The organism is Dyadobacter sp. SRI_021, assembly GCF_057586235.1.
In genome coordinates this window covers 524,059-537,148 of record NZ_JBYCZM010000003.1, presented here as the reverse complement: position 1 = coordinate 537,148, position 13,090 = coordinate 524,059, and the positions used below count along the sequence as shown (strand labels likewise).

The 13,090-nt window shown below is 50.0% G+C and carries 12 protein-coding genes; 2 read left to right on the top strand and 10 right to left on the bottom strand.

Features of this window, described 5'->3' with window-relative positions:
* Positions 1-26: 26 nt before the first annotated feature.
* The 4 genes from AC2YIT_RS11550 to AC2YIT_RS11535 all read right to left on the bottom strand — a co-directional run bounded on the left by AC2YIT_RS11550 (position 27) and on the right by AC2YIT_RS11535 (position 4,697).
* A complete protein-coding gene (locus tag AC2YIT_RS11550; protein WP_487279264.1) occupies positions 27-1,151 on the bottom strand; it encodes a FecR family protein in 1,125 nt (374 codons plus the stop codon).
* 116 nt (positions 1,152-1,267) lie between these two features.
* Positions 1,268-1,867: an RNA polymerase sigma factor gene (locus AC2YIT_RS11545; RefSeq protein WP_487279263.1), complete on the bottom strand. Its 600-nt coding sequence runs from the start codon at positions 1,865-1,867 to the stop codon at positions 1,268-1,270.
* 103 nt (positions 1,868-1,970) lie between these two features.
* Positions 1,971-2,984: a T9SS type A sorting domain-containing protein gene (locus tag AC2YIT_RS11540; RefSeq protein ID WP_487279262.1), complete on the bottom strand. Its 1,014-nt coding sequence runs from the start codon at positions 2,982-2,984 to the stop codon at positions 1,971-1,973.
* Positions 2,985-3,152: 168 nt separating this feature from the next.
* Positions 3,153-4,697: a sulfatase family protein gene (locus AC2YIT_RS11535; RefSeq protein ID WP_430844793.1), complete on the bottom strand. Its 1,545-nt coding sequence runs from the start codon at positions 4,695-4,697 to the stop codon at positions 3,153-3,155.
* A gap of 174 nt (positions 4,698-4,871) precedes the next feature.
* Between AC2YIT_RS11535 and AC2YIT_RS11530 the strand changes: the two genes are divergently transcribed.
* Both AC2YIT_RS11530 and AC2YIT_RS11525 read left to right on the top strand, forming a co-directional pair.
* Positions 4,872-5,321, top strand: coding sequence for a DUF6934 family protein (locus AC2YIT_RS11530; RefSeq protein WP_487279261.1), 450 nt, complete (start codon positions 4,872-4,874; stop codon positions 5,319-5,321).
* A gap of 12 nt (positions 5,322-5,333) precedes the next feature.
* Positions 5,334-5,492: a hypothetical protein gene (locus AC2YIT_RS11525; protein ID WP_430844790.1), complete on the top strand. Its 159-nt coding sequence runs from the start codon at positions 5,334-5,336 to the stop codon at positions 5,490-5,492.
* A gap of 50 nt (positions 5,493-5,542) precedes the next feature.
* Here the strand turns inward: AC2YIT_RS11525 and AC2YIT_RS11520 are convergent, their stop codons facing one another.
* The 6 genes from AC2YIT_RS11520 to AC2YIT_RS11495 all read right to left on the bottom strand — a co-directional run bounded on the left by AC2YIT_RS11520 (position 5,543) and on the right by AC2YIT_RS11495 (position 12,973).
* Positions 5,543-6,715: a cellulase family glycosylhydrolase gene (locus tag AC2YIT_RS11520; protein WP_487279260.1), complete on the bottom strand. Its 1,173-nt coding sequence runs from the start codon at positions 6,713-6,715 to the stop codon at positions 5,543-5,545.
* 22 nt (positions 6,716-6,737) lie between these two features.
* A complete protein-coding gene (locus tag AC2YIT_RS11515) occupies positions 6,738-7,787 on the bottom strand; it encodes a family 43 glycosylhydrolase (protein WP_487279259.1) in 1,050 nt (349 codons plus the stop codon).
* A gap of 20 nt (positions 7,788-7,807) precedes the next feature.
* Positions 7,808-9,886 (bottom strand): CehA/McbA family metallohydrolase domain-containing protein, encoded by a 2,079-nt coding sequence (locus tag AC2YIT_RS11510; RefSeq protein WP_487279258.1) that lies wholly within the window; start codon positions 9,884-9,886, stop codon positions 7,808-7,810.
* Positions 9,879-10,751: a sugar phosphate isomerase/epimerase family protein gene (locus AC2YIT_RS11505; RefSeq protein ID WP_487279257.1), complete on the bottom strand. Its 873-nt coding sequence runs from the start codon at positions 10,749-10,751 to the stop codon at positions 9,879-9,881. The genes AC2YIT_RS11510 and AC2YIT_RS11505 overlap by 8 nt, the downstream gene beginning before the upstream one ends.
* Before the next feature lie 60 nt (positions 10,752-10,811).
* Positions 10,812-11,930 (bottom strand): Gfo/Idh/MocA family protein, encoded by a 1,119-nt coding sequence (locus tag AC2YIT_RS11500; RefSeq protein WP_430844782.1) that lies wholly within the window; start codon positions 11,928-11,930, stop codon positions 10,812-10,814.
* Between the two features lie 323 nt (positions 11,931-12,253).
* Positions 12,254-12,973: a ThuA domain-containing protein gene (locus AC2YIT_RS11495; protein ID WP_487279256.1), complete on the bottom strand. Its 720-nt coding sequence runs from the start codon at positions 12,971-12,973 to the stop codon at positions 12,254-12,256.
* Positions 12,974-13,090: the final 117 nt, after the last annotated feature.

Below are 13,090 nucleotides of genomic sequence, written 5' to 3'. Positions count from 1 at the left end.
TTAAAGGGTTACGTGATTGTTTCGGGTTAATTCCTGCATCCTTTGCTATGGATGATCACCTGGCCATCGACGATCTCGTAGCTCGATTCTACGGCCTTGCAAATGATACTGAGTTTATCGTGAAGTGTCTGATTATCCAGGCGTGCGGTGAGCGGGCAATCTTTTAACAACGCCTCATCGTATAGAATTTCGATTCCGTACGCCCTAGCGATCGTGTTGAAGACCTCGCTCGCAGGCGTATCCTCAAATTCAAACTGGGGTATTTCGGCTTTTGAAACGACCATTTCAGGCTTCTCGACCAACGTTTTCACCATTTTTACCTCGTTGCGGGCGTAGATGATTTTCTGGTTGGGCGTCAACACAACGCCCTGGAACTGCCTGTCAGCCACTTTTTCTTTCAAATGCGGGTCCGACTGCGCGAATACGGCCACTTTTCCGGTTTTCACTTCCACCGTCACTTCCCGCGAATCGCCATATGCCTTAATGCGAAAACTGGTTCCCAACACTTTCGTAACCAAGCCATTGGCATACACCAAAAACGGATGTTCAGGATCTTTGGCAATGTCAAAAAATGCTTCACCTTCCAGAAAAACCTCCCGCCGTTCCCCGTCAAATCGTTCGGGATAGCGAATGCGGCCTTTCGGTGCGAGGCTGATTTTACTGCCGTCGCTCAATGCAAGTTCGATGGCTTGGGAAGTTGAATTGTTTTTTTCCGTCAAAGCTCTTTTGTGTTCGATCATGTTATCCTGTTGCCCAAGCTCTGGTTTTTCTTCCCTCTTGATCATCACCGAATACACAGCCCAGCCCATCAGCATGATCAATGCGACCGAGGCCGCAAATTGCATCCAGGGAATGGAAAACGCCGGTATCAGCCGACGCGGCGCCCGGGCCGATTCTTCAATGGTTTCCGTAATCCGGCCGACCGTTCGCTTCACTACCTGGTTAATCTCCGAATCGTCGATGTCCGGCTCGTGCAGGCGGAGGGAAAGCACAATGGCCTTGGCCTGTTCCACTTTTTCCAGCATCTCGGGGTTGGCGTCAATCCAGTCATCCCAAAGCGCTTCGGTTTCAGAGGTGGGCGACAATGTCCATTGGCGAAAGAAATCGTCCCAGACAAAGTCTTCAACAGAAAAATCGTTGTAGCGGTCCATACCAGTTCATTGTGTCTAAATGTGTATAGACAAGGCATGGTGCCGGATACCAATAATTTTTAAATTATTTCTTCAAAAAAGAATGAAAACTAACTGAACGGCTGACAGAGTGCGGGTTAGAACAGGAAATGCAGCAGAAAAAATATAAGAAATTCCGCTTTCCAGTGCGTTTTCAAATGCCGGATTGCGATTTGGAGCAGATTAGAAACCGTCTGAGGCGATACTGCCATTACTTCGGCGATCTGCTCGCGGCTGAGTTCCTGGAAAAATTTGAGGTACACCACTTCTTTCTGGCGGCGGGGCAGCGCATTGATCAATTTCTGTAAATGATGCGCGCGGGAATGGGTCGCTTCGTTGCGGATATAATCGTCTTCCACCGAAAACTCGATCTCGAAATAATCGTCATCTTCCTGCAATGCTTCCCCGCCTACCCATGAGCGTGAGGACACCTGCCTGTGCATCAGGCGACGGAGCGACGCCATCAGGTACGGCTTCACGGCTGCGTCGGGATTGAGGTTATCCCTTTTTTCCCACAATATCAGAAACAAGTCCTGAATGCTGTCCTTTACCAGCTCGCGGTCTTTGGAAAACTTGCTCCCATACCTGAAAAGCAGGCGAAAGTTGTCGGACATCAGCTTTTCGAATGCCCGTACCTCCCCCGCCAGGAAATCCTGCCAGAGCACGCGATCTTCCGGAAAAGGGGATGTTGAATTCATAACTTGCTGAAAGGGACGACTAAATAAGTCAAACTTAACCGCAAACTCAATTTATTTTACAAGATTAGTTTAATTGAATCAGGTTATCGTCCTATCCAAACAGTTACTCGATCATGACTTTAACTGCCTGTTTCCGACCATCCTGGTTTTGAAATTGTAAAATGTAAATACCCGACGCAAGCGGGTTCAGCGGTTTCAGGCTTAACTTACCCGGCGCTTCTACCACCGTTTTCGATGGCAGTATCCGGCCATTCAAATCGATCAGACCAACTGAGGAGGCACTTACTCCTTTCGCGGAAAGCGCAATCCGGTCCCTGCTCGCCGGATTCGGAGCTACGATCGCATTGTCGGCAACAGGGTTCGGTCTCCCGTCGTCTATGGATATTTCATCGATCCGGATCTTTCCCACGCCATTGCGGTAGCGCATTTCGAAATTGGAAAGTTTGGTTTTGGAATAGGCCGATGTACCTGGGTAAGCCTTCGCTGCCCTGGCAACCGGCTCATCGTCTACCCACAGATCGTATGTCCCGGGCATCGCGGTTTCCTCAGCAGACGTTGCATTCAGGCGATAGGACAAGGGCTCTTTCGAGTTGTTCAATACCCAGGTGAGGGTGACCGGCTTCTTTTCGGTGTAAGTTCTGCTCATTTGCCGGGTTTCGAGGTCTTTAATATTGAACCCGTCTTCGAGGAAGTTCACCGAGCATTTTGCGAACATTAACCCATTGCCCGGAAAAGAATTGTTGACCGGATTAAAGTCTTCTCCCACATAAAGATACATCGCATTCAGTGCAGGCGCCTGAATCTCCTCCACATTCAAAGTAATGCGAACGACAAGGGTCTCAGGATTGGGCCTGAATGGGGTGGCGCGTATGGCACGTATAATCCCCCCTGTTGCAGAATCCAGCCGGCTGCGGGTGAGCTCCATATAGCCTTTATGAAATTTGTGGTAAGAAAGCGCGGGCGCCGTGAGTATGAAGTGGCTGAATTGGCCGGTATCGGGCTGCGGGTTGATCAGGCCGGTGGTTTGGCTGAAATCCTGATGAAAGTAGATCATTTGAGCGCTGCCGGTCAATGATGCCAGCAGCGCTAGTGCGGAGGTGAGGTATTGTTTTAGCATAAACTGGTTTGGAGTTTATGCTTTTAGACGTCGGCGGTTTGGAATGGTAACGGATTGTAGTAGTAAATTTTTTAAATGCCACCGGCTGCGGTGGACCACTAAGGCACGAAGTTACACGAATGTCTCTTCGCGAAAATTCGTGTAACTTCGTGCCTTGGTGCATTAAGACTAATGGCTACGCCCAGCTTCCCGAACCTTTTCAAGTTCCGCAGCCATCGCCTTCACCTTCGCCGGATACTTATCTGCCACATTGTTTTTCTCACCAATATCCTTACTCAAATCATACAACTGAGGCTTTGGATTAGCCCCCGTTTCGATATTGGTCAGCTCTGCAACTGCCTTCCCTTCCCGCGGCTCGATGTACTTCCAGTTGCCCTGCGTGATCGACAATGCCCCACCCTGTTTGATCAGCCAGCTGCGGCCGGTTTGGCTTTTGCCCAACATGGCATCTATTACATTAAAACTATCCACAGCCTCCTCGCTTCCTGTCTTCTGCTGAAAGAAATTGGCGAACGAGGCCATCATATCGATCTGGCAGATCAATGCGTCTGACACCATACCGGGCTTGATAGCCTGCGGCCAGCGCGCCAGCCAGGGTACACGTGTACCACCCTCGAAGGCACTGTACTTGCCTCCGCGCAGTGGACCGGCAGCGCTGTGGCCTTTCGCCAGCTCTACGGCGCGATCGGCGTAGCCGTCGTCGAGTACCGGGCCGTTATCACTTGAAAAGATAACCAGTGTATTTTCTGCGATTTTAAGCTCGTCGAGTTTCTTCAATATCTCGCCCACCGTCCAGTCCATTTGCAGGATTACATCGCCACGCAAACCCATTTTACTCTTGCCTTTAAACTGCGTGCTGGGCATCCTGGGAACGTGAATGTCGTTCAACGAGAAATAAAGAAAGAATGGATTTTTGCGGTTATCCTCAATGAATTGCTCTGCCTTGCTCAGAAACACGTGTGCTACTTCCTCATCGGTCCAGCGAGCCTGCTTACCGCCCGTCATCCAGCCGATCCTACCGATGCCATTTACAATCGTATTGTTATGCCCATGATTGGGCGAAGCAGGGAGTTTCAGTAATTCAGGATTTTCGAGCCCCGTCGGTTCATTACCTATTTTTTTGGAATAGTCCACTTCAATAGGGTCATTCGGATCGAGATCCTGCACGTCGTGATTTTCCACGAAAACCGTAGGAACACGGTCAGAAGTGGCAGGGAAGAAAAAGGCATAGTCAAATCCAACCTCATTCGGGCCTTTGGTAATGGGTTTATTCCAATTGATTTGCTTGTTGGTTTCGCCCAGGCCAAGGTGCCACTTACCCACCGATCCGGTTTTATAGCCTGCGTTTTGAAAAATGGCCGGTAAGGTCAGCTGATTCGTCGGGATGATCAGCGACGCATCGCCCGGGAGCACGCCTGTACCCTTTTGTCGCCAGGGATATTTGCCTGTCATGAGCGCAAATCGCGAGGGCGTACACGTAGCCGAGCTCGCATGTGCGTTCGTGAAGCGGATACCTTCCTTCGCCAGCCGGTCAAGGTTGGGCGTACTGATTTTCGTGGCGCCGTAGGCACTCAGGTCGCCATAACCGACATCGTCGGCGTAAATGAAAATGACATTGGGTTTGGGTTGTTTTTTCTGCGCTTTTACCACAAATGGCAAAAGCATGGTCGCGGCGAACAGCCACGACGTCGTCAGAGAGTACTTTAATTTCATAAGGTTGGGGTTAAGAATTCCGGCTGTGAAGATATTCATTCAGCCCGACTTTGCCGGTTGAAAAGCGAAAGTTTACCCTTATCTGCATTCTTGAAAATAAAGTAACCGCCTGATAAACGGATTTGGAGAGGCAGGATTGGAATGCGTAATGTTGTGATATTACACCACTATGCTATGGATCAACCCGCTTACGATGTTAAAGTTCTTGAAGATGGTTGCCGTTTTGACTTTATGAGTATCGGATATACAGCAACTCATAAAGCCATACTTTATCAAGAAACCGAAATCCCTTTTTTGTATACTCTGATATTAGCAGAAGTCCAGTGGGATGGGAAACTTTCGGCGACTATTAATAATAGTAATGCAGACGTGAAACCTACCATGGCGACTATATCTAAAACCATTGAAACTTTTACGGCTGCACACCCGAGGGCTGTTGTTGGATTTATGGGAAATACTGATGCCAAGACCCGATTATACAGAATTGCGATTTCGCGAGACCTCGATAAGTTTTTGGAAAAGTACCTGATATGGGGGGTCAGAAGCGATAACGGCAAACGCGAGCTTTTTAAACCCAATCAACCTTATCAATATTTTTTCGTCACCAGTCGATTTTTAACTTAAAAAATGATCACAATGAAAACACAAGCAAAGAAAACGAATGACTTCAAAGCGCAGCCCCCCAAAGGCATATATGCCAATTCCGAAGAGTTGGGCAGAGATATGAACCGGTTTTTCCTGGAAACTCTTTTAGAATCAGCTTACAATGAGATACGAAATAAGCAGCAGCAATAGCAAAACAGCCCGGAAGCAATTCCGGGCTGTTTTGCTATTTAACACTAATACTAGCTCTTTTTCTCGCTGGTCAACTTCTTAATCAAATCCACCTCAGCCTGCTTGTAAGGCGTTCCGTCTTTCCTGAAAATGTCGTGAAACCACAAGTCGGGTTCCTTGGTATAGGTCTTTTTCCAGCTGTCCCAGGGATAAATGGTCTGGGATTTGCCGTCTACGAGGCCCCAGTTAATGGCACCTACATTGTATTTCTTGGCAACAGGCAAAGATGTTTCGAAGAAGCTGCCATTTCCGCGTGACATATATTCGGTACAGATCATCGGGCGGTCGTATTGCTGCAACCATTTGATGCGCTTTTCAAACTCCTGCGCATTCTCGTAATTATGGAATGTGATCACATCCGACTGTTCGATCTGCGCTTTTTCGATCGGTTTCAGCTTTTCAGGTGATGACCAGTCACCTGCCCATACGCCTGATGACAGGGGCTGTGAAGGATTCACCGAACGTGCCCATTCGAACGATTTTACCATGAGCGGCAATACGTAGTCCACTTTGTTGAGCAGTTCCACTTTACCGTACGAGCTGTTGTTCGTGTTATCCGGTTCGTTCCAGATATCCCACATCAACACCCGGTCGTCGTTCGCGAATGCACCAACGGTGCCTTTCACGTATCTTTCCAAACGCGGATATTGCGTACTGTCCTTCAAAGCATTAAAACCCGGATTTTGTACCCAGCCGGAGTTGTGCACACCGGGTTTAGGGTCGCGCTGCTTGCCCAGTTTCGGGAACGGGTCCCAGCAGGAATCGAACAGTACGAGTACAGGCTTAATGTTGTGCTTTTTCGTAATGTTCAGAAAGGTATCGAGGCGCTTGATAAATCCAGCGGAATCTTGCTGATAAAGCAGGTCGTGCAGGTAAACGCGCATGGTGTTCATACCGATATTCTGCGCCCAACCGAGCTCTTTATCGATGGTGGCAGTATCGAACGACTCAGCCTGGAACATTTCGAGCTGATTGATGGCCGTGCTGGGCAGGAAGTCGGCACCGACGAGCCAGCCTTGCTTGGCATACCATTCCTTGGCTTGCTCTTTAGTCCATATTTGGCGACCAGCAGCGGCTTGCTCCTGTGCCGGGGCTTCTTCTTTTTTCTCGTCGGCTTTCTTGGCGCAGTTCTGCAACATTAGGCAGGCCGCAAGAGCCCAGATCGTCGTTTTTAACAATTTCATCAGGTGTTTAGAATTGGTTTGGTTATTTAAAAAGCGGAGCAGGCCGGTTTTCTATGCTTGGCTCTGCATTGGAAATTTCGGGCCAGCCATTTTTCCAGGTCAACTTATCGAGCATTAACACGCGGCGGTTAGCGCCGCTCGATACCCTTGGTTCGGCCTTGCCGATAGCGTGGTACAAGAGCCAGTCCGCACCCGCGTCGTCGGTAATCCAGCGTGCGTTATGCCCCGGCCCCGCGTACACATCATTTCCGTGGAGTAGCAGGGTGCCGGTTCCGCGCTCTTTCAAATCTTTGCCCTCCTGGTCGAGAAACGGACCGAAAATGGATTTGGAACGGCCCATTCGCACATGGTACTTGCTTTTCTCAAACTCGCAGCAGCTCTCTTTTGAGCCCAAAAAGTAATAGTAATCCCCTTTCTTCTGGATCATCACCGCCTCGAAATCGCCCGCAGCTACTTTGAACTTCTTCGAGAGGTCGGGAACAGATTTGCCGTCCGCAGATAATTCCACGCCATAGGTCCCCTGCGCAGGCTTGTCGCTGAAACTGCCCCAGAAAACATACTTTTTACCGTCGGCTTCGAGGTAAAACGGGTCGATCGAGTTGGGAACTTCAACGTCCCGGCTATCGAACAACTTTCCCTGATCCACGAACGGCCCCGATGGCGAATCAGCAATCGCAAGCCCCACGCCCGGATTCACATCTCCCCAGGTCGAATAAGCGTAGTACATGTGGTATTTACCATTCACTTTCACGACGTCCGGCGCCCATATGCCGCCCTTTTCTTTCCAGGCAGGTTTGACGGTGAATGCCTCTTTGACATAATCCCAATGCACGAGGTCTTTGGAACGCACAATGGGTATCAGCCGCGAACCGTGGCCATCGCCCCAATCGTCCTGTGTTCCATAGGCATAAAAATAACCGTCGTCGGCTTTCACGACACTCGGGTCGGCGAGAATGGGTTCAAAAACCGGGTTTTTATACTCCTTATCCCCGGGGCCATCCAGTCGGGAACCGTCCGGTCCGGGACTGGTCAAAATCAATGGGAATAGCAGTGATAAGAGTAGTTTGATCATTTCAGGTTTGGTTAATATCGTTATTCGAGCCAGATAATCTGGGTAAATGCGCCATTCGCAGCCACATCCCAGAGTTCAACCCGTAGCCATCTCCGGCCTTTAAGGTTTTGGGTAAATTTAAAACTCTTCTGACCGAAAGCCTGTGTGTCGTTCAAATTAATGATATCGTGAAAAACTTCCTTGCCATCGCCGGAGATCACTTCCGCACGGTTGAGCGGAAAAGTCCATTTCGCATCGAGACTAATCTCTACATTCCCTTTCGCGTCCGGCTTTGCTATTTCACCCACGACTGCATTGTTCACTTTAAATGCCGGGATCAGCACTTCACCGGTAGTGACGAAGAATTTACCTTTTCGCATTGCGTCCAGTACGGGCTGCCAGCCATCTTCGAAGCGGGGAAGCTGGTCGAGTTGGAGGTAATTGACATTCAAATGGCCATACAATTCATAATTCGGCTCAATGCGGAAGAGATCTGCCTCTGCCAGGACATTCTTTTTATAACCGCAGTTGGCCATATCGTCCATCAGGTCGAGCACGCGTTTGCCAAGTTTGGGTTGCGATAAATCGGCCGGCATGGCCTTCCAGGCAGCACCCAGAAAATGGTTGGATTTATAAAAAGCCTCTTCTTTATGCTTGTCGGGAAACCCGGTAGAACCCTTCGTGCGCGCATGCGCAGTCCACGCGAGACCATCTTCCATTTCCAACAGTTTCAACATTTCGTCCTTGTTGCCGATTCGGTAAACTTTGCCATATTCGGGATGGTCTTCCACGAATGGCTGGTCTTTTTCTCGCGACATCAGCCAGTAAACCGGTTTGGGAAAAATATTCATCCAATGCCCACCGAAGAAGTTATTAGGTTCTTCACCGGGTAACAACAGAAAATTGCCACCCGAAAGCCGCGCGCATTCCGCAAACATCATTTTCAGTTCGGGCCAGCGCTTAGCTTCCGGTCCGCGCGGGCTACCCGGACCGTGAAATTCGGCGAGATGCACAATATTCACGCCCGTATTCCTGAATGCTTTGACAAAACCGGGCATCTCCGGCAGCGGCTTGCGCGTGAGCACATCGTCCACATGCTCCTGATGGAAATGGCTGGACATCGTGTAATAACCCGGAAGCGGTTCATACTTATCCGAATGCGTAAAAGCTTTCACATTTTCGAGCACCTTACCATCCTTTTCGCGGCTTAGCAGACAGAAGAAATTGTAACGCTGCTGCGTTCCCGGCGGCGCATTAAACCACGGCACCCACCGACGGTCGCCGAGCAAATCGTGGCGGATACCGATGCCAAAGCCCGGCAGCAGATTACGGTAATTCTCGCCGTACCAGATATGTTCGAGGTTGTAGCAATTATCCAGCGGATAGAAATACTGGTGCGGCGCAGAGAACACCGCGAGGTTACCTTCCTTACCCTGACCGATGATCGTCCGGTATTTCACGGCCATCATTTCGACGGTATCCATTTTGGTCACAACCACATTACGCATAAAATCCTCGGTATCAGCCCAGAAAAGCTTATGCCAGGGCGTTTCACGGGAGGTAAGGCCTATGTCGTAAATCACAGCCAGCGAATCGGCGTTAGTCGACATGACTGCTGCAACGTTCATCAGCGGGCTGCCATTGTAGAGTGTAAATTGAATGGAGCCTGAAAACGGGCCTGCTTTAGCCCCATTGACGGTAACTTCAGTGCGGGAGCCATTACTGGTCACTTTTACATCCGTTTTATCAAGTTTTACGGCATAGCTCTGGTATTTCAGATAAGCAGTTTTGTCGAAGAAAATATTCCAGCCATTCTGCGAAACGAGGTCGCGCTTGCCTACGGTAAGGATGATGGCCGGGTCGAGATTACGGGCAATGGTGTATTGCCTTTCCCCGGTACCAATGCCCAGGCTACCGATCAACGGGTTGGATTTACTTAAATCAATGGAAACCTTCCCGGTCTCCGCGTTGCCGGCGGGCCATTCTATGTTCAGCATGGCCTCGCTGACGCTCGCCCGAACGCCGCTCTTCTTGTCGAGCCCTTTTAAATCGACAGGTACCTGCGCGTACAGCGCAGCGGAGATGGTCAACAAGAAAATAAGCAGGATCTTCTTACGCATTGATAGCAGAGGGTGTTGGAACAAACAGTTTTTGGTAGAAGGATAGCCCTTCTTCGGCCAGCTCATCGGCGCTGTTTGCCAATGGCCGCCAGATGCAGGCCGCGCGGGCCAGTTCTTTGGAGGGTTGTCCGAAGGTTTCGATCACCACCGCGCCATCATAACCAATATCGGTAAGCGCTTCCCGAATGCCTTGCCACTCCAAATGGCCGGTCCCCGGTGTGCCGCGGTCGCTTTCGTTGCCTTGTACATGACAAAGCAAATCTTTCCCGATTTTCCTGATCGAAGCGGGAATATCTTTTTCCTCGATATTGGAATGGAAGGTATCGAGCACGATTTTCAGGTTCGGATTTCCGACTTCATCCAGGATCGATAACGCCTGATCGACCGTATTGACCATATCCGTCTCAAAACGGTTCAAGGGTTCCAAACCAAGCGTTACCCCATAATCTCCGGCGATTGGGCTTACTTCTTTCAAAATTTCCACACACCATGCACGCTCCTGCTTTTTTTGCTCCGCCGACACAATGCGGGTTTTGCCTACTGCCGAGTACAATGGCCCTCCGAAAATCGGGCTATCCATTTGCCCGGCGATGCGGATGCAGTCGACAATGTACTGTTTCCCGATCTCGCGAAATGCGGGATCGGTGCTTGAAATATCCCGCTCGGGGCCGAATGCACCACTAATGGTGATTTTCAGGTCGAGATCGCGGGCGGTGTCTCTGATGAGCTTCCAATCGATAGTACGGATATCTTCCACGGCTATTTCAATGACGTCGTAACCCATGTTTTTGACCTTGGCGAGCAGGTCTATGTTAGCCGTCGAAAACGGGGATACCCAAATGAACGTGCTGGCTCCAAATAGCATAAGGGTTCAGGTTTAGCAAAAAGCCAGATTTTGAGGCCTGGCTTTTATTAATAGAATGGCTTATTCTTCAAAACTCGGTACATTCACACGAATACCGCCCTTCATAGCCGACTCGTGTGCGCAAATGCCCGCGCAAGTGTAGTTGGCAGCCAATGCCGCATCCACCGCCGAATCGCGGCCTTCGACGATCGCAGCCACGAATTCCTGTACCAAATGCGGGTGCGAACCACCATGCCCTGCACCTTGAAGGAACGATACGTGGTTCGGATCGTCAATCTTCTCGCGTTTGGTGAAATGCTTGATCGGCTCGATCAGCAAATGATCGGTATCAGGCACATTGATGCGCGATGCATTCTCCCCCCCATCGAATATCACGTGCTCCTCGTCCTGCAACTGTTCCCATTCGAACGACATTTTAGTGCCGTACACGTCGTAGCTCTCGCGGTACTGGCGCACTACGTCGAACAGCGAACGGGTCGCTTCGGCTACCACATCGGTACCTTTCAGGGTAAATGTGGCTGTTTCCACAGCAAATGGCGATCCATAACGGCTGGCGAGGTCGTCGCTCAACCGGCCCGAACCGTGGCAAACCACGGTTTCAGCAATCGTATTGTTGATTTTCAAAAGGGGGGAAATCGCGTGGGTGCCATTCAGCATCGGCGGGTAACCTTTCCAGTATTCTCCCCACCCTTCCATGCTCATATCCTGAATATGCGAGCCGCGCACGAACTGGATACGACCGAGTTGGCCGGTTTGCGCAAGGTTGAGGCCATAAAGGAATTCGCGGGTGTACAATGCGGTTTCCATCATCATATACACCTTGCCCGAGCGGCGCTTGGCTTCGACAATGGCTTTGCAATCCTCGACGGTCATCGCCATCGGAATGGTGCAGGCCGTGTGCTTACCTGCATTTAGGGATGCCAGCGTCATACGCGCGTGGTCGGGCACGGGCGTTACTACGTGTATCGCGTCCACGTCTTCGCGCTTGGGAACGTCTTCAAAATGCTCGAAAACAAGGTTAGGGTCGAGATTGAACTTGGCTGTCAGCTCGTCGCGGGTTTGTTTGCTGCGGGTACAGATCCCTACGGCCTTAATGTTCGGGTGGCTTTGATAAATAGGGATAAACTCCTTCCCGAAACCCATACCCACGATAACTACTGTGATTTGCTTGTCGCTCATTGCTACTTTGGTTAGTCTCCGGGTTAAAACCCGGGGTTAAGAAATGGATTGATTTGCTTTGTTTTTTGAGCCTCCGGCTCTATTAATGCTTGCTCTCAAATCTTTCTCTTTGATCCCCGGGATAAAGCCCGGGGCAATAGATTAGGGGATTTTATTTGATCATCGGCGAATTTGGGCAATTCTGTTATCATCTTTTCAATCCCATTGCCGTCGATTTTAATCGACGGACAGAGTGAGCAAATGAGTTTGTTGGAGCAAAGAATTATTGAATGAAAGAATGAATGATTGATAGCATTGTCTATCTGTCAATCAATTTAATTTATCTATTTGCCAGCCGCCCACTGAACCGCATTGCGCAGGAGTGTCTGATAGGGCTCGATCGTATGCGATTTAGCATCATGCCCCAGTGCTATGCCTACAATCCTCCCCTTTGGATACTTCACAATAAAAATGCTTGGGAAAACATTGTCCGATGTTTCGGCTTTGGCAGTTGCGAGCACTTCAATGGGTGTTCCGGCCGCGTCGGGTTTGAAATAATACAGCTCATCATCCAGCTTGAAGCTCGTTGCCACACCCTTGGTCACCGGGTGCTTTCTAATGATTGTTACCTCAAACGGCCCGTATTTGTCATGTCCTTTGGAGCCACCGCCTACCAGCTTCTGGTTGTATTCCGGCCAATCGGCCCAGTTGTACCAAAGCGCGGGATGTGCCAGTACGAGGCCCTTTCCGGCATCCACAAATGCGAAAATGGCTTCCCGCGTCGCTTTGTCAGCGATGGGCTGGTTATTTGAAAGATAAAGCACATCGACGTCTTTCAGCTTGCCCAGGATCGTCGAAGGGTCGCTGGTGTATTCCACCGTTGCCAGGCCTCCCTTTTGAAGCGTTTGCACATCTTCCTGCTTGTACCACCGGTCGAAATCGTGTGAGGTACCGCCGCCAACGAGCAGCACGCGGATCGCCCTTTTCTTTCCTGGGTTGGTTTCCGCCGTTGCGTTCTGGGCGAACATGGCTAGCAGGAGCAATAATGACGCAATGGTTTTCATTTTTGAGTTCAAAGTTTCTGAGTGTAAGGTCTATGAGTGTAAAGTCTATGATTAGGAATCCTTAGTTTAGAGTTTGCAGTTTGTGAATTGAAAGTTGGGGGCAGGCATTAGTTTTCA